At 71.0% G+C, this 17,202-nt stretch carries 14 protein-coding genes; all 14 read right to left on the bottom strand.

All coding sequences use genetic code 11. From position 1 onward, the window contains the following. Positions 1–173: 173 nt before the first annotated feature. The 14 genes from DRB89_RS16415 to DRB89_RS16345 all read right to left on the bottom strand — a co-directional run bounded on the left by DRB89_RS16415 (position 174) and on the right by DRB89_RS16345 (position 16,497). Positions 174–1,448 (bottom strand): DivIVA domain-containing protein, encoded by a 1,275-nt coding sequence (locus tag DRB89_RS16415; protein WP_112450284.1) that lies wholly within the window; start codon positions 1,446–1,448, stop codon positions 174–176. An 82-nt stretch (positions 1,449–1,530) separates the two neighbouring features. Further along, positions 1,531–1,827 (bottom strand): YggT family protein, encoded by a 297-nt coding sequence (locus DRB89_RS16410; protein ID WP_112450285.1) that lies wholly within the window; start codon positions 1,825–1,827, stop codon positions 1,531–1,533. 60 nt (positions 1,828–1,887) lie between these two features. Next, entirely contained in the window at positions 1,888–2,508 is a 621-nt protein-coding gene (gene sepF, locus DRB89_RS16405; RefSeq protein WP_112450286.1) for a cell division protein SepF, read from the bottom strand. A gap of 151 nt (positions 2,509–2,659) precedes the next feature. Further along, positions 2,660–3,379: a YggS family pyridoxal phosphate-dependent enzyme gene (locus DRB89_RS16400; protein WP_112450287.1), complete on the bottom strand. Its 720-nt coding sequence runs from the start codon at positions 3,377–3,379 to the stop codon at positions 2,660–2,662. 3 nt (positions 3,380–3,382) lie between these two features. After that, positions 3,383–4,114: a peptidoglycan editing factor PgeF gene (pgeF, locus tag DRB89_RS16395; RefSeq protein WP_112450288.1), complete on the bottom strand. Its 732-nt coding sequence runs from the start codon at positions 4,112–4,114 to the stop codon at positions 3,383–3,385. Continuing rightward, the gene (gene ftsZ / locus DRB89_RS16390) at positions 4,111–5,310 is read right to left on the bottom strand and encodes a cell division protein FtsZ (RefSeq protein ID WP_112450289.1); all 1,200 of its coding nucleotides are present in this window, start codon (positions 5,308–5,310) and stop codon (positions 4,111–4,113) included. The genes pgeF and ftsZ overlap by 4 nt, the downstream gene beginning before the upstream one ends. A gap of 279 nt (positions 5,311–5,589) precedes the next feature. Beyond that, positions 5,590–6,294, bottom strand: coding sequence for an FtsQ-type POTRA domain-containing protein (locus DRB89_RS16380; protein ID WP_112453665.1), 705 nt, complete (start codon positions 6,292–6,294; stop codon positions 5,590–5,592). A gap of 155 nt (positions 6,295–6,449) precedes the next feature. Then, positions 6,450–7,544, bottom strand: a complete 1,095-nt coding sequence (gene murG, locus DRB89_RS16375; RefSeq protein WP_112450290.1) for an undecaprenyldiphospho-muramoylpentapeptide beta-N-acetylglucosaminyltransferase — start codon at positions 7,542–7,544, stop codon at positions 6,450–6,452. A 6-nt stretch (positions 7,545–7,550) separates the two neighbouring features. Continuing rightward, the gene (gene ftsW, locus DRB89_RS16370; protein ID WP_112450291.1) at positions 7,551–8,948 is read right to left on the bottom strand and encodes a putative lipid II flippase FtsW; all 1,398 of its coding nucleotides are present in this window, start codon (positions 8,946–8,948) and stop codon (positions 7,551–7,553) included. A 76-nt stretch (positions 8,949–9,024) separates the two neighbouring features. After that, the gene (gene murD / locus DRB89_RS16365; protein WP_112450292.1) at positions 9,025–10,461 is read right to left on the bottom strand and encodes a UDP-N-acetylmuramoyl-L-alanine--D-glutamate ligase; all 1,437 of its coding nucleotides are present in this window, start codon (positions 10,459–10,461) and stop codon (positions 9,025–9,027) included. Next, entirely contained in the window at positions 10,443–11,513 is a 1,071-nt protein-coding gene (mraY, locus tag DRB89_RS16360; RefSeq protein WP_112450293.1) for a phospho-N-acetylmuramoyl-pentapeptide-transferase, read from the bottom strand. Before mraY ends, murD begins: the two co-directional genes overlap by 19 nt. Further along, positions 11,510–12,934, bottom strand: a complete 1,425-nt coding sequence (murF, locus tag DRB89_RS16355) for a UDP-N-acetylmuramoyl-tripeptide--D-alanyl-D-alanine ligase (protein WP_112450294.1) — start codon at positions 12,932–12,934, stop codon at positions 11,510–11,512. The genes mraY and murF overlap by 4 nt, the downstream gene beginning before the upstream one ends. Next, positions 12,934–14,643 carry a UDP-N-acetylmuramoyl-L-alanyl-D-glutamate--2,6-diaminopimelate ligase gene (locus DRB89_RS16350; RefSeq protein WP_112450295.1) on the bottom strand — a complete coding sequence of 570 codons (1,710 nt, stop codon included), beginning with the start codon at positions 14,641–14,643 and terminating at the stop codon, positions 12,934–12,936. The genes murF and DRB89_RS16350 overlap by 1 nt, the downstream gene beginning before the upstream one ends. Before the next feature lie 45 nt (positions 14,644–14,688). Next, a complete protein-coding gene (locus DRB89_RS16345; protein WP_112450296.1) occupies positions 14,689–16,497 on the bottom strand; it encodes a penicillin-binding protein 2 in 1,809 nt (602 codons plus the stop codon). Positions 16,498–17,202 lie beyond the last annotated feature (705 nt).

Raw genomic sequence — 17,202 nt, 5'->3', positions numbered from 1 at the left:
GGCTGGATCTATCCAGCCCCGCCGGCGTTTGAGGCGCGGGGTCCGGGGCGGAGCCCCAGGGGGTCCGGGCGCAGCCCGGGGGCCGCGTACCGGCCGGGGTACGAAAACGGGCCGGGCCCGGTGCCCCCGAAGGGGAACCGGGCCCGGCCCGACCGTCTGCCGACGGATACCGCTTAGTTGTCGTCCTCGTCGATCAGGAAGCCCCGCATGGGAGACGGCGCCTGCTGCATCGGCTGCGGAGCGACAGGCCGCACCGGAGCCATCGGCTGCGTCATCGCCGGGGACATCTGCTGCTGGCCGCCACCGTAGGACGGGGCCATCGGCGACGGACCGCCCATCGGCGAGGGGCCGCCCATCGACGGACCGCCCATGGAGTGCATCGCACCGGCCGGGGCCATCGAAGGAGACGGCGACGGAGGCAGCGCGGGACCGGCGGGGTTCCGCGGCGGGGCCAGCGAGTCGTCGGCCTGGGTCTCCAGCTGGCGCAGCTGCGATTCCAGGTAGGACTTCAGACGGGTGCGGTACTCGCGCTCGAAGCCCCGCAGGTCCTCGACCTTGCGCTCCAGCGTGGCGCGGGCGGACTCCAGGGAGCCCATCGCGACGCGGTGCTTCTCCTGCGCGTCCCGCTCCAGCGCGTCGGCCTTGGCACGGGCGTCCCGCTCCAGGCCCTCGGCGCGCGACCGGGCCTCGCCGACGATCTTGTTGGCCTCGGAACGGGCCTCCGCGATCGCCTGGTCGGCGGTCTGCTGCGCGAGCGACAGGACGCGGGCGGCACTGTCGCCACCGGGGCCCTGCTGCGGGAGCTGCTGCGGCTGCTGCTGGTGCATCTGCTGGCCCATGGGCTGCATCTGCTGCCCCATCGGCTGCATCTGCTGGCCCATCTGCTGCTGGCCCATCTGCTGGCCGAGCGGGTTCTGGCCGCCCATGGACTGCTGCTGCATCGGGCCGCCCATGGGGCCGGGGCCCTGCTGGCCCATGCCCTGCTGGCCCATGCCCTGCTGGCCCATCTGCTGGCCCATGCCCTGCTGGCCCATCTGCTGCTGCCCACCCATGGTGTGCTGCTGCATGGGGCCGCCCATCGGGCCCGGACCCTGCTGGCCGTGCCCACCGGGACCGGCCGAAAGCTGGGGCTGGCCACCCGGAAGCTGCGGCGGACCCATCTGGGGCTGCTGCTGCGGGGGGCCGGATATGGCCGCGGGCACGGGGGCGCCGGGGCCGCGCTGGTCCTGGGGTTCCGGCTTGCGCATGCCCTGCTGCTGCTGGTTCTGCGCGGCGGCGCGCGTGGCGGCCGCGAGCTTGGCGCGCAGGTCCTCGTTCTCGCGCAGCAGGCGCGTCAGCTCGGACTCGACCTCGTCGAGGAAGGCATCGACCTCGTCCTCGTCATAGCCTTCTCGGAGGCGGACGGTCGTGAACTGCTTGTTCCGCACGTCCTCGGGGGTCAGCGGCATGTCTTCTTCACCTCTACGTAGTCGTCGGCAGTCGGCAAGACCGTATCGGGACTGTCCCCGCGCCTGCGGGGAAGCACATCGTTCACACGCTTCTCGCAGCGGTGCTCACGAAACTGATGAGGATGTAAACGATGATCATCAGAACGAAGAAGGACAGGTCGAGTGCCACGCCCCCGAGACGCAACGGCGGGATGAGCCGCCGGAGAAGCTTGAGCGGTGGATCGGTGACAGTGTAGGTGGCCTCCAGAACGACCACCATCGCCTTGCCGGGTGTCCATGAACGTGCGAACTGGAACACGTAGTCCATGACCAGTCGGAAGATCAGCACGATGAGGAAGCACATCAGCGCGATGTAGACCACTTGTAGTGCGACACCCATCCCGCGCTTCCCTCTCCCCTGCTCCCGCTCAGTTCCCGGTCCCGTATCTGACGGATCGGTCTAGCTTTGGTTGAAGAACCCGCCCTCCGCGATGCGGGCCTTGTCCTCCGCCGTGACATCGACGTTAGCAGGCGACAGCAGGAACACCTTCTGTGTCACGCGTTCAATGCTGCCGTGCAGGCCGAACACGAGGCCGGCGGCGAAGTCGACCAGACGCTTCGCGTCCGTGTCGTCCATCTCCGTGAGATTCATGATCACCGGAGTGCCCTCACGGAAGTGTTCCCCGATGGTACGGGCCTCGTTGTAGGTCCGGGGGTGGAGTGTCGTGATGCGGTACGGCTCCCGCTCGGAGACGACCTTGGGCATGATCACGGGGGCGTTCTTCTCCAGATTCGAGCGTTCGGGTGTGATGGATGCCACGGGGGCGATTCGCGCAGGACGTCCGTTTTCAACCGGCATTGGGAGGGGTTCCCTTGGCGCCGGAGGCTGTGCAACTCGTACCGGTTCGTCCGATACGGGCGATTGGTGCGAAACGGGCTGCTGTCGGCGGTCCCGCTCGCGCGACCGCTCCGGTTCCGGCTCGGGCTCGAACTCGTCGTCGGGGTCGTACCCCGGGTTGTCGTACCGGTCGTCCTCCACGAGGCCGAGGTAGACCGCCATCTTGCGCATCGCGCCGGCCATTCTCTGAGTCCTCCGCTCTGTGGTGGATCGCCCTGTCGCAGGTGTCTCGCCGTGTCACGAATGTCACCAACTGCCCGCGATCCACGTGGTCCATCCGCTCATCTGCGGAAATGACCATATTTTCTGCTGTGGTCCGACTTTCTTCGCGACGTTACCCGAGCCGGGGTCTCGCGCCGAGTACCGCAGTGCCGACGCGTACATGTGTCGCACCGGCCGCAATGGCCTGTTCCAGGTCCGCGCTCATCCCTGCGGACACCATCGTGGCAGCAGGATGGTCCACGCGCAGGCGGGATGACAATTCCATCAGCCGCTCGAAGGCCGCTTGTTCGCGTCCCGCGTAGCTCCCGGCCAGCGGTGCGACCGTCATCACGCCCTCGATCCGCAGTCCGGGCGCCGCCGCCACGAGGTCCGCCAGCTCCGCGAGCTGCTCCGGCGCGGCGCCGCCGCGGTCCCCCCTCCCGCCCGACTCGGCGTCGAGGGCGATCTGCACCAGGCAGCCCAGTTCGCGCCCGGCGCCCTCCGCCGCCGCCGAGAGCGCCGTGACGAGCTTCGGCCGGTCGACCGACTGCACGAACTGCGCGTATCCCGCCACGGAACGGACTTTGTTCGTCTGCAACTGGCCGACGAAGTGCCAGTCGAGTCCCAGATCCGCGCAGGCCGCCGCCTTGGGGGCCGCGTCCTGGTCCCGATTTTCCGCCACGTGACGGATGCCCAGGTCCGCCAGCAGTCGTACGTCGCTCGCCGGGTAGGTCTTGGTGACCACGATGAGGGTCACCTCTTCCCGCTTGCGCCCGGCGGCGGCGCAGGCGGCGAGGATTCGTTCCTCCACCCGCGCGAGGTTCTCGGCCAGCTCGGCCTTACGGTCCGTCATTCTTCAGTCCAACCAGACATATCCGGCAAGCCGCCCGGTCACCCGGTCGCGGCGGTACGAGAAGTGGTCCCGCGACTCCAGTGTGCAGAACGGGGAGCGGCGCGCGTCGGCCACCCCCGCCTCCGCCAGCTGCGCGTGCACCCCGGCGACCACGTCCACGGCCGGTGTCCCCCAGCTGGTCTCGGCGTACGCGGCCGGAACCACCTCGGCGACGGCCGCCCGCATCTCGGCGGGCACCTCGTAGCAGCGCCCGCACACCGCGGGTCCGGTCCGGGCGACCATGCGCGCGGGGTCGGCCCCCAGCGAGACCATCGCCTCGACGGCGGCGGTCACGACCCCGGCGACCAGCCCGGGCCGCCCTGCGTGCGCGGCCCCCGCGATCTTGGCGACCGGGTCGGCCAGCAGGACGGGCGTGCAGTCGGCGGTGAGGACCGCGAGGGCGAGCCTCCGACGGGTGGTCACCACCGCGTCCACCGGGGGGATCTGCGCGTCGGCGGCCCACGGGCCGTCGACCACCGCCACGTCGCGGCCGTGCACCTGGTTCATCCAGACCACCAGGTCCGGAGCGATACCGAGGGCCTGGGCCGTGGCGGTCCGGTTCGCGCGAACGGCGGCCGGGTCGTCTCCGACCGCGCCGCCGAGATTGAGCTCCTCGTACGGAACGGCGCTCACCCCGCCCCACCGGTCGGTGAAGGCGAAGTGGGCGCCGCTCTCGCTGTGCTGCTCCAGGGTCACTTCAAGAAGTCCGGGACATCCAGTTCCTCGGCCGGGCTGTCCTGGTACGGGCGGGCCGTCGGGACCTGCGGGGCCGGCGCCTCGGCGACCGGGACCGGCTCCGAGCGGACGGGCTCCTCGCGCGGGGTGACCGAGCCGAGTCCGCCGAAGGCCGGACGGACCGGGTCGGCGGCACGGACCGGAGCCGGGGCCGGCTCCTCGCGCTTGGTGGACGCCGCGCCGATGACGTTGTCCCGGCGGGCCGGGGGCTGTCCGCCGTCGAACCCGGCCGCGATCACGGTGACCCGCACCTCGTCGCCGAGCGCGTCGTCGATGACGGCGCCGAAGATGATGTTCGCCTCGGGGTGCGCGGCCTCGCTGACCAGCTGCGCGGCCTCGTTGATCTCGAAGAGACCGAGGTCCGAGCCACCGGAGATGGAGAGCAGCACGCCGCGGGCGCCGTCGATGGACGCCTCCAGCAGCGGCGAGGAGATCGCCATCTCGGCGGCGGCCACCGCGCGGTCGTCGCCGCGGGCCGAGCCGATGCCCATCAGGGCCGAGCCCGCCTCGGACATCACGGACTTGACGTCGGCGAAGTCGAGGTTGATCAGACCCGGGGTGGTGATCAGGTCGGTGATGCCCTGGACGCCGGACAGCAGGACCTGGTCGGCCGACTTGAAGGCGTCGAGCACGCTGACCTGGCGGTCCGAGATGGACAGCAGTCGGTCGTTGGGGATGACGATGAGGGTGTCGACCTGCTCGCGGAGCTGGGCGATGCCGTCCTCGGCCTGGTTCGCGCGGCGCCGGCCCTCGAAGGTGAACGGCCGGGTGACCACACCGATCGTCAGGGCGCCCAGCGAGCGCGCGATGTTGGCGACGACGGGTGCGCCGCCGGTGCCGGTGCCGCCGCCCTCACCGGCGGTGACGAAGACCATGTCGGCCCCCTTGAGGACCTCCTCGATCTCCTCGCGGTGGTCCTCTGCCGCCTTGCGCCCGACATCCGGGTTGGCGCCTGCGCCAAGTCCCCGGGTCAGTTCGCGGCCGACGTCGAGCTTGACGTCGGCGTCGCTCATCAACAGCGCCTGGGCGTCCGTGTTGATGGCGATGAACTCGACGCCCTTGAGACCGACCTCGATCATTCGGTTGATGGCATTGACACCACCGCCGCCGACACCGATGACCTTGATGACTGCGAGGTAGTTCTGCGGTGCTGCCACGTCGAAGGCCTCTCGCCTCGAGTTACGTGTCGTTCGCCTCGCGGGCCTGCGGTGCGACGACTGATGCCGAAATTGGGACGGTTCGTACACGCCGACCCGAACCCTAACCCTGAAGTTTAGGGTTATGAGTGTGTCTGTTCCTTGGACTCTCCGAACAGGACACTAAGTCGACAAGTAGCGCGTGTTCAACGAACACGCCGAACCTCCCGTTTTTCTTTTCACCCTATGTGATCACCCGTATCGCTGGCCAACCAGGGTGCGTCGGTGTTCGACCCGACGTCAACTACCGGACACCGCCGGGGCGGTGGGGACGCTCACGTCGAAGCGGTCAGCCTTGGGCGAGGCCTTCAGGAGCGCCGTCAGGGCTCGGCCCTTCGCCTCACCCTGTTCGCCGCTCCCCCAGACCACCGACCGGCCCCCCGACAGCTCCAACACCACGGAGTCGTAGGACCGGACCTTGACCTGCACGGTCTCCTTGCGGACGGCTTCCGGGAGGTCGCCGGCGACGCCGACGGCCTCGTGCAGCAGCCGCTCCTCGTCGAAGCGGCGGCCGCTCGGAGACTGTCCGGCGTTCAATTCGAGGACCGGAACGCCACCGGGTGCTTTCGCAACCGTGTCGAATCGCACACCGGTTGCGTCCACTTCGACGAACTCGGCGTCCTTTTTGATGAGCAGAACGGGCTTGCGTTCCGTCACCTTCAGCCCGATTCCGTGCGGCCAGGCCCGCACCACGTCGACCGAATCGATACGGGGCAGCCGGCCGCGGAGCCGGGCTTCGATCTCATCGGTGTCCACGGACACCATGGGCGCCCCGACGGGCACGGCCGCCGCCGACAGGACCTGCTCCGGGGTCAGGACCTCGGTGCCGCCCGCGGTGACCTTCTCGACCCGGAGCCAGGAGGACCCGTAGAACACCCAGGTGAGCCCGGCCGCCAGGAGCAGGACCAGGACGAGCCCGGCCACCAGGGCGGGGCCCCGGCGCAGGCCGCGCAGGGCGCGCGGCCCGCCCGGGCCGGATCGCCCGGGCGGCTTGGGAGCCTTGGGGCGGCCCGGAGAGCCGGCCCCCTTGCCCTGGCGGGCGGGCCCCGGACTGCCGCGCTGTGCGGTGCTCGCTCCGGCCACTCCTCGTGCCTCCTGCGTCAGTGCTTCCTGTTGGCGGCGATCGCCTCGTACACCATGGCGACCAGCAGGTCGTCCGCGTCCCGGCGGCCGAACTCCGCGGCCGCTCGGGACATCTCGTAGAGCCGGTGCGGGTCGGCCAGGACCGGGACGATCTGGCCGAGCACCCATTCGGGCGTCAGTTCCGCGTCGTCCACGAGCAGGCCGCCGCCGGCCTTGACCACCGGCTGGGCGTTGAGCCGCTGTTCGCCGTTGCCGATCGGCAGCGGTACGTAGGCGGCGGGCAGCCCGACGGCGGAGAGTTCGGCGACGGTCATCGCCCCCGCGCGGCACAGCATCATGTCGGCGGCGGCGTACGCGAGGTCCATCCGGTCCACGTACGGTACCGGCACGTAGGGCGGCATCCCGGGCATGTTGTCGACACGCGGCAGTTCGTTCTTCGGCCCGACCGCGTGCAGGATCTGGATCCCGGAGCGCTGGAGGGTCGGCGCGACCTGCTCGATCACCTCGTTCAGGCGGCGGGCGCCCTGCGAGCCGCCGGAGACCAGCAGCGTCGGCAGGTTGGGGTCCAGGCCGAAGGCGGCGCGCGCCTCCGGGCGGACCGCGGCCCGGTCCAGGGTGGAGATGGTGCGGCGCAGCGGGATGCCCACGTAGCGGGCGCCGCGCAGCTTGCTGTCGGGGGTGGAGACCGCGACGGCGTGCGCGTACCGGGAGCCGATCTTGTTGGCCAGTCCGGGCCGCGCGTTGGCCTCGTGGACGATGATCGGCACCCCGAGGCGCTTGGCCGCGAGGTAGCCGGGCAGGGCCACGTAGCCGCCGAAGCCGACGACGCAGTCGGCCTTGGTGCGGATGAGGATCTCCTCCGCGGCCTTGATGGTGCCGCGCAGCCGTCCGGGGACGGTGATCAGCTCGGGCGTGGGCCTACGGGGCAGCGGGACGGCCGGGATCAGTCCCAGCTCGTAGCCGCGCTCCGGCACCAGGCGGGTTTCGAGTCCGCGTTCCGTGCCCAGGGCGGTGATGCCCACGGAAGGGTCCTGCCTGCGCAGGGCGTCCGCGAGGGCGAGCGCCGGCTCGATGTGTCCGGCGGTCCCCCCACCGGCTAGTACGACATGCACCGAAATTCACCGCTCTCCGGACGGACGCTTCTTGACGCGCCGTCTCATCGACTTCCATCTCTGCCCGGTCCGCTGCCTGCCGTTCTTCGGCTTGCGCATCGCGAGTGCCGCGCGTGCCGCCGGTTCCTCACGCGCGAACGCGATGAGCAGTCCGACCGCGAACATGGTCGGCAGCAGGGCCGACCCCCCGTAGGAGAACAGCGGGAGCGGGACCCCGGCGATCGGCAGCAGACCGAGCACCGCACCGATGTTGATCACGGCTTGCGCCGTGATCCAGGTGGTCACGCCTCCCGCGGCAAACCGTACGAAGGGGTCCTCCGTGCGTCCGGCCACGCGGATACCCGCATAGCCTAGGGCCGCGAACAGGGCGAGCACCGACAGAGTCCCCGCCAGACCCAGTTCCTCGCCGGTGATGGCGAAGATGAAGTCGGTGTGGGCCTCTGGCAGTTGCCCCCATTTTTCCACACTGGCACCCAGACCGGAACCGAACCATCCGCCGGAGGCGAGGGCGTAGATTCCGTGGACCGCCTGCCAGCACAGGTCGTTCTTGCCCGGCTCGGTCGCGCCGATGCACTCGAGCCGGTCCATGCGGTGCGGGCTGGTCTTGATGAGCAGCACGACGAGCACGCCCGCGAAGGCCAGCACCGCCGCGAACATCCGCGTGGGCGCCCCGGCCAGCCACAACAGGCCGAACAGGACGGCCCCGAGGATCATCGCGGTGCCCATGTCCCCGCCCAGCATGATGAGCCCGAGCAGCAGGAAGGTGACCGGGACCAGCGGCACCAGCAGGTGCTTCCACTGGCTCAGCAGGTCCTTCTCGCCCTTGCGCGCGAGCAGGTCGGCGCCCCAGAGGATGAGGGCGAGTTTGCCGAACTCACTGGGCTGGAGCATGAACGGACCGCCAAGGGAGATCCAATTCTGGTTGCCGTTGACCGATACGCCTATCCCCGGGACCTGGACCAGGACCATGAGGAAGAGGGTGCCGGCGAGCACGGGGTAGGACAGCGCCCGGTGCAGTTTGACGGGCATCCGGGAGGCGATCAGCAGCAGTCCGGTGCCGATCAGGGCGGCGAGGAACTGCTTCTTGAAGAAGTACGCGTCGCCCAGGCCGAGCTGGAGGGCCTTGATCATCGAGGCCGAGTAGACCATCACCAGGCCGAGCACGGTGATGAGCAGCGAGCTGCCGAAGATCAGGTAGTACGCGGTGAGCGGCCGGTCCCAGGCCCTGCGCAACTGCCGCTGCGTACGCCGCAGGCCGGCCAGCGGCCCGCCCGCGGCGGACCGTCCCGCGCGCGCGGCGGGGCGCGGCCGGCCCGGTGTCCGGTCGGCCTTGGGTGCTCTGGCGCCCTTGGCGGGCTTGTCGGCTGACGGCCGCCGCCCCGGCAGCATCTGCTTGGCCGGCATCTGTGATCTTCCCCTCCACTCGTACGAGGCGAGCGGCCGGTCGGCCCGAGGGAACCCGCCCTGGAGCGGGCCGGCCCTAGGCCTTCTCGGCGGCCAGTTCGCGCACCGCGTCGGCGAACGCGTCGCCACGCTCGTTGTAGTTCGCGAACATGTCCATCGAGGCGCAGGCCGGTGCCAGCAGTACCGTGTCGCCGGTTTCCGCGAGCCGGGCCGCTTCCCGGACCGCCGCGAGCATCGCCCCAGTGTCGGTCTGCCCGAGGTCCACGACCGGGACCTGCGGGGCGTGTCGCGCCAGCGCCTCGGCGATCAGCGCCCGGTCGGCGCCGATCAGCACGACGGCGCGCAGCCGCTTCGCCGACTTCCGCACGAGCTCGTCGAATGTGGCGCCCTTGGCGAGGCCGCCGGCGATCCAGACGACCGGCTCGAAGGCGGCCAGGGAGGCTTCGGCGGCGTGGGTGTTGGTGGCCTTGGAGTCGTCGATGTAGGTGACCCCGGCGACCTCGGCCACGTGGCTGACCCGGTGCGCGTCGGGCCGGAAGGCCCGCAGTCCGTCACGGACGGCGCGCGGGGTCACTCCGAAGGCGCGGGCCAGGGCCGCGGCCGCGAGGGCGTTGGCGATGTTGTGGGGGGCCGGCGGGTTGACGTCCGCGACCTCGGCGAGCTCCTGGGCGTTCTTCTGCCGGTTCTCGACGAAGGCTCGGTCGACGAGGATCCCGTCGACGACGCCGAGCATGGAGGGGCCGGGGGCTCCGAGGGTGAAGCCGATGGCGCGGCAGCCCTCTTCGACGTCGGCCTCCATGACCAGGTTCTCGGTGGCCTTGTTGTCGGCGGCGTCCGCGTTGTAGACGCAGGCCACCGAGTTGCCCTCGTAGATGCGGCCCTTGTCGGCGGCGTAGGCGTCCATCGAGCCGTGCCAGTCGAGGTGGTCCGGGGCCAGGTTCAGGACGGCCGCGGAGTGGACGCGCAGCGAGGGCGCCCAGTGCAGTTGGTAGCTGGAGAGTTCGACGGCGAGGACGTCGTACCTCTCCTCGCCGGTGACCACGTCGATGATCGGGGTGCCGATGTTGCCGACGGCGGCGGTCTTGAGGCCGGCGGCCCGCAGGATCGACGCGAGCATCTGGGTCGTGGTGGTCTTGCCGTTGGTCCCGGTGATCGCGAGCCACGGCGCGGCGTTCTCGCCGCGCAGCCGCCAGGCGATCTCCACGTCTCCGACGACGTCCACGCCGGCCGCCGCGGCAGCCGCGAAGAGCGGGCTGCCGGGCTTCCAGCCGGGCGAGGTGACCACGAGGTCGGTGCCCTCGGGGAGGGTCTCCGCGTCCGCCAGGCGTACGGAGATCCCGGCCGCCCGGAGTTCGGCGGCCCGGGCCCGGTGGCCCTCGCCGTCGCCGCCGTCGACCACGGTGACGACGGCGCCGAGGCCGGCCAGGGCGCGGGCGGCGCTGACGCCGCTCACGCCGAGACCGGCGACGGTGATGTTCTTGCCGTGCCAGGACGTCACTTGTCGGCTGCCCATCCCGCGTAGAAGAGTCCGAGGCCCACGATCACGCACATGCCCTGGATGATCCAGAACCTGACCACGACAAGGACTTCGGACCACCCCTTCAGTTCGAAGTGGTGCTGCAGTGGCGCCATCCGGAAGACGCGCTTGCCGGTCATCTTGAAGGAGCCGACCTGGATGACGACCGACATGGTGATCAGGACGAAGAGGCCGCCGAGGAGCGCCATCAGGAACTCCGTGCGGGAGCAGATCGCCAGGCCGGCGAGCGCTCCGCCGAGGGCCAGCGAACCGGTGTCGCCCATGAAGATCTTGGCGGGCGAGGTGTTCCACCACAGGAAGCCGAAGCAGGCGCCCATCAGGGCGGAGGCGACGACCGCGAGGTCCAGTGGGTCCCGTACCTCGAAACAGGCGGCCGGGTTGGTCAGGGTCTGCGCGTTGGCGCAGGACTCCTGGTACTGCCAGACGCCGATGAAGGTGTAGGCGCCGAAGACCATCACGGCGGCGCCGGTGGCCAGGCCGTCCAGACCGTCGGTCAGGTTCACGCCGTTGGACATCGCCAGGATCATGAACAGCGCCCAGACGACGAACAGCACCGGGCCGATCGACCAGCCGAAGTCCGTGACGAACGACAGCTTGGTGGAGGCCGGGGCGAGCCCGCGCGCGTCCTTGAACTGCAGCGCGAGCACCGCGAAGGCGATGCCGACGATCAGCTGGCCGGCCATCTTGGCCTTGGCCCGCAGACCGAGCGAACGCTGCTTGACGATCTTGATGTAGTCGTCGAGGAAGCCGACCACTCCCATGCCCGCCATCAGCATGAGGACCAGCAGGCCCGAGAAGGTGGGCTGGCTTCCGGTGATCACCTTGGTGAGGGCGTACGCGATCAGCGTGGCCAGGATGAAGGAGATGCCGCCCATGGTGGGCGTGCCCTTCTTCCCGGCGTGGCCGCGCGGACCGTCGTCGCGGATGAACTGGCCGTAGCCCTTGCGGGCCAGACCCTTGATCAGCAGCGGGGTGCCGATGAGCGTGAGGAAGAGTCCGATGACTCCGGAGAACAGGATCTGCCTCATCGGCCGGCGACCTCGCCCTCGCGCTCCAGCAACGCCAGCGCGACCCGCTCCAGACCAATGGACCTGGAAGCCTTCACCAGCACGACGTCTCCCGGGCGCAGTTCACTGCGCAACAGGTCGACCGCCGCCTGCGCGTCGGACACGAGCACCGACTCCTCACCCCACGAACCCTCGTTATATGCGCCCAGTTGCAGCCAGGACGCTTCCCTGCCCCCGACTGCTACGAGCTTGCTCACGTTGAGCCGGACGGCAAGCCGTCCCACCGCGTCGTGCTCGGCCAGCGACGCGTCACCCAACTCGGCCATGGGGCCGAGCACCGCCCACGTACGTCCCCCGTTGGCCCTGGCGCTGCCGCCCATCGCGGCAAGCGCGCGCAGGGCGGCCCGCATGGACTCGGGATTCGCGTTGTAGGCGTCGTTGACGATCGTCACGCCGTCCGCCCGCTCGGTGACCTCCATCCGCCACCGGGACAGGGTGCCCGCCCCGGAGAGCGCGGTGGCGATCTCTTCGACGGACATGCCCAGTACGTGGGCGACGGCGGCCGCGGCGAGCGCGTTCGACACGTGGTGCTCACCGTACAGCCGCAAGGTCACTTCGCCGCACCCGGTGGGTGTGTGGAGTGTGAAGGAGGGCTGTCCCGCCGGTGTCATCCGCACCTCGGTGGCCCGTACGTCGGCGTCCTCGGCCTCCCCGAACAGGACCGTGCGGGCCTTGGTGCGCGCGGACATCGGGCGGACCAGGGGGTCGTCGGCGTTCAGCACGGCGATCCCGCCGTCGGCCGCCGCCGGCAGGGCTTCCACCAGCTCGCCCTTGGCCTGGGCGATCTGTTCCCGGCCGCCGAACTCGCCGATGTGGGCGGTGCCGACGTTCAGGACGAGGCCGATGCGCGGGGGCGTCAGGCCGGTGAGGTAGTCGATGTGGCCGATCCCGCGGGCACCCATCTCCAGCACCAGGTGCCGGGTGTCCTCGGCGGCCTTGAGCGCGGTGAGCGGCAGGCCGATCTCGTTGTTGAGGGAGCCGGGCGTCCACACCGTGGGCGCGTGGGTCTGGAGCACCTGGGCGATGAGGTCCTTGGTGGACGTCTTCCCGGCGGAGCCGGTCAGGGCCACCACGTCGGTGCCCAGGCGTTCGACGACGGCCCGGGCGAGGGCGCCGAGCGCCTTCTCGACGTCGGGGACGACGATCGCCGGGACGCCGACGGGGCGGGCCGCGAGCACGGCCGCGGCGCCGGCGGCGACCGCGCGCTCGGCGTAGTCGTGGCCGTCGACCTGCTCGCCGGCGAACGCGGCGAACAGGCTGCCGGGCTCCACCTGGCGGGAGTCGATGACGACCGGCCCGGTGATGCGGACGGACGGATCCGGTATGTCGTGGGGCCGCCCGCCGGTGATGTCGGCGATCTCGGCGAGGGAAAGGGCGATCACTACTGGTTCACCTCGGCCTGTCGGGGACTTTGACGCGCTTGGGTCTCGATGGCCGCGCGCAGGACCGCACGGTCGTCGAAGGGGCGTACGACGCCCGCGATGTCCTGGCCCTGCTCGTGGCCCTTGCCGGCCACCAGCACGGTGTCGCCGGCCTCGGCGCGCGCGACGGCGGCGGCGATGGCCGCCGCCCGGTCGGGGTCGACGAGGACGGCGCCCCGCTCGGCGGGGGGCACGGACACGGCGCCCCGGAGCATCGCGGCGAGGATCGTGAGGGGGTCCTCGGAGCGCGGGTTGTCGGAGGTCAGTACGGCGGTGTCGGCGTACCGGGCGGCCGCGGCGCCCATCGGGGCCCGCTTGGTCGTGTCGCGGTCGCCGCCGCAGCCGAGCACGATGTGCAGCTTGCCGGTGGTGACCTCGCGCAGGGCCCGCAGGACCGATTCGACGGCGTCCGTCTTGTGCGCGTAGTCGACGACGGCCAGGTACGGCTGCCCCGCGTCGACCCGCTCCAGGCGGCCGGGGACTCCGGGGACCGCGGCGACGCCGTCGGCGGCGCTCTGCGGGTCGAGGCCGGCGGCGGCGAGGGTGACGATCGCGGCGACGGTGTTGGCCACGTTGAACGGGCCGGGCAGCGGGGCGGTGGCCCGTACCCGCTCGCCCTGCGGACCCACCAGGGTCAGCGTGGAGTCCATGTGGCCCGATACGACGTCCTCGGCGCGCCAGTCGGCGGCCGGGTCGCCGGCGGCGGAGAAGGTGACGACCGGGATCGGCGACTCCTTGGCGAGGCGCCGGCCGTACGCGTCGTCCACGTTGACCACGCCGAGGCGGGCGCGGCGCTCGGTGAAGAGCTGCGCCTTGGCCTGGAAGTAGTCCTCCATGTCCGAGTGGAACTCCATGTGCTCCGGGCTCAGGTTGTTGAAGACGGCGACGTCGAAGACGCATCCGTCGACCCGGCCGAGCACCAGGGCGTGGCTGGAGACCTCCATGGCGACGGCCTCGACGCCGCGTTCGCGCATGACCGCGAAGAGCGCCTGCAGGTCGGTGGCCTCGGGGGTGGTGCGCTCGGACTTGATGCGCTCGTCCCCGATGCGCGTCTCGACGGTGCCGATGAGCCCCGTCGTACGTCCGACCCCGCGCAGGCCGCCTTCGACGAGGTACGCCGTGGTGGTCTTGCCGGAGGTGCCGGTGATGCCGATCCGGAGCAGGGCCTCGCCCGGCCGCCCGTAGATCGTGGCGGCCAGCTCGCCCATCCGGCCGCGCGGGTCGGCGACGGCGAGGACCGGGAGCCCGGTGGCCGCGGCGCGCTCGGCGCCGGCCGGGTCGGTCAGCACCGCCGCGGCGCCCAGGGCGGCCGCCTGCGCGGCGAAGTCCGCGCCGTGCATCCGGGCGCCCGGCAGGGCCGCGTACAGGTCTCCGGGGCGCACGGCACGGGAGTCGTGCGTGATGCCGGTGATCCGCGTCAGAGGACCGTGGGCGCCAGGGGCTCCGACTCCCAGCAGGTCCGCCAGCTCGCCGAGGGGGATCGGGTGGACGGACAGGGGGCGTGGCGCTCCCGGCGGCGCTGCCGGGGCGTCGTTCTGGGTGGTTCTGGGCTGATCAGCGTGGGGCACGGCGGTGAGCGTACCGGGCCCGGCGGGCCGCCCGCGAAGCGAGGGCCCGGCCTCGGTGGCGGCCGCCGTCTGGTTCCCGGGTCCGGGAGTGATCGTTGTCACTTATGGTGCCTCACGCGTTTCTGGGCGGGCCGCCGGGCGGACGGGTCACTGGCCGGGCTGCGGGCTCGGCTGGGTGCCGGGCTGCGCGCCGGGTTCGTAGGTGACCGGGAGTCCGGCGGGAGCGGTTCCTGTGGGGGCGACCTGGAGGGTCTTGAGGGCGAACTCCATGACCTTCTTGTAGATGGGTCCGCAGATCTGGCCACCGAAGTAACTGCCCTTGGTGGGGTTCTGGATGGCGCAGTAGACCGTGATGCGGGGGTTGTCCGCGGGCGCGAAGCCGGCGAAGGAGGCGGTGTAGCCCTTGTAGCGGCCGGTGGTCGGATCCACCCGGTTGGAGGTGCCGGTCTTGCCGCCGACGCGGTAGCCGGGGATCCGGGCCTTGGTGCCGGTCCCCTCCTGGTCGTCGACGACCGACTCCAGCATCTCCGCGAGGGTCTTGGCGGTCTCCGGGCTGACCACGCGGTGCTGCGCGGGCGCCGGGGCCGGGGTGAACCGGCCGTCGGGGCCCTTGGTGCCGCGCACCAGCGTGGGCGTGATCCGGACGCCGCCGTTGGCGATGGTCGAGTACACGGACGCGGCCTGCATGGCGTTGAGGGACAGGCCCTGGCCGAAGGGGATCGTGTACTGCTGGGAGGTCGACCAGGCCTCGGGCTTGGCGAGGATGCCGCGGGACTCGCCCGGGTAGTTCAGGCCGGTGGGCTGGCCGATGCCGAACTTGCCCAGGTAGGAGTACAGGACCTTGTTGGACTCGGCCTGCGTCGGACCGAGCTGGCCGGTGGCCAGGATCGTGCCGATGTTGGAGGACTTGGCGAGGACCCCGTTGAGGGTCAGGTACCAGGTCGGGTGGTCGATGTCGTCCTTGAAGAGGCGGTCCCCGCGGTGCAGCCGGTTGGGCACCTCGACGTGGGTGTCGGGGCCGGCCTTCTTCTCCTCCAGCACGGCGGCCATCGACATCACCTTGGCGGTGGAGCCGGGCTCGTAGACGTCCTGGAGGGCCGCGTTGCCCATGGCGGCGGAACTGGCCTTGGACAGGTCGTTGGGGTCGAAGCCGGGGGCGTTGGCCATCGCGAGGACCTCGCCGGTGCGGGTGTCCTGGACGATGACGTAGCCGCGGTCGGCCTCCGACTTGGCGACCTGCTCGGTGATGGCGCTCTGCGCGGCCCACTGGATGTCGCGGTCGATGGTCAGTTCGATGTCCTGGCCGGGCACGGCGGGCTTCTCGCTGGAACCGGCGGTCGGCACGCGGCGGCCGCCGGACTGGGCGTAGGTGAGCTCGCCGTCCTTGCCCGCCAGCTTCTTGTCGAGGGAGGATTCCAGGCCGCCGCCCCCCTTGCCCTCGGCGTTGACGTAACCCAGTATCCCGGCGGCGAGGTCGCCGTTGGGGTACACGCGCTTGCTGCTGTTCTCGTTGAACACGCCCGCGATGACGTTGGCCCCGGGGCCGTTGTTCTTCTTGTCGGCGCTCGCCTTCTCGGCGAAGACCTTCTTGAGGTCCTTGATCTGGTTCCAGACCTGCGGGGTCTGGCGGCGGGCGAGGACGACGTAGCGGGTGTTCTTCGTCTTGAGGCGCTCGGTGAGCTCCTTGGCGTCCTTGCCGATGATCGGCGCGAGGAGGGCGGCCGCCTGCTCGGGGGCGTCCGGGGCCTTGCTCTCCTGCGGGGTGAACATGTGCGGGTCGGCCGTGATGTCGTACGCGTCCACGCTGGTGGCGAGCGCCACGCCCTTGCGGTCGGTGATCTCCCCGCGCTCGGCGGCCAGGGTGTAGCTGGCGAAACGGTTCTCGGAGGCCTTGGCGGAGTACGCGGACGCGTCGACGGCCTGGACCTGCAGGAGCCGTACGACGAACGCGAGCATGACGAGCGTCAGCCCGACGCTGACCAGCCGCAGCCGGGGCTTGGGCGCGCCGAGCCGGATGGTGTGCGGCTTCCTCGCGGGGGCCTGTCCCTCTTACCCATCTCCCGCTCCCGCCGGCTCCCTCTGTGCCCTCCTGCTCGGTCAGCCCGCGAACCCGGACCGGTTGCGCCATCCCGCCTCCCCACGCTGATTGGAGAACTCCTTTCCAACCAGCACCACGAGCAACCCGGCGAACCTTCCCGGTCACAGCACTAGATCGCCGGATTCGAACCGTGCACTGCTGATTCCGGCGGTCGTGGTCAGGGACGAGCTGGATTTGTCCGGGACGCACTCCCCGATGTGGTGCCTGAGTGCCGTGTGCCTCCCGGGCCACGCCCCCCGCACGGCCCGCTGCCCGCGGGCTCGGAGAGGGATCGGTTGACGCGGCTGCTGCAGGCGATCGACGAAGCCGGCGCCAACGGGACCGGCACGGCGACGCCGTGGAGTCCGAGCGCATCGCCCTCCACGGCGTCGCCGTGCTCCCGTACCGCGAGTACGCGCCGCCGGACACGGCTACCCGCGCTCGTGAACCACGACCGACCCCGCTCCCCGCTGACCTGCGCTGAAGTTTGACCAGACAGGCTCACCGGCGCTGTCCTCGTGGGTGGGCCACTGCCGATTTTGATGACCTGGTCCGTCTTGGCCAGGCGGCGGACCGAAGGTGAC

This window comes from Streptomyces sp. ICC4 (assembly GCF_003287915.1).
Classification (GTDB): domain Bacteria; phylum Actinomycetota; class Actinomycetes; order Streptomycetales; family Streptomycetaceae; genus Streptomyces; species Streptomyces tritrimontium.
This window is presented reverse-complemented; position numbering and strand designations above follow the sequence as displayed.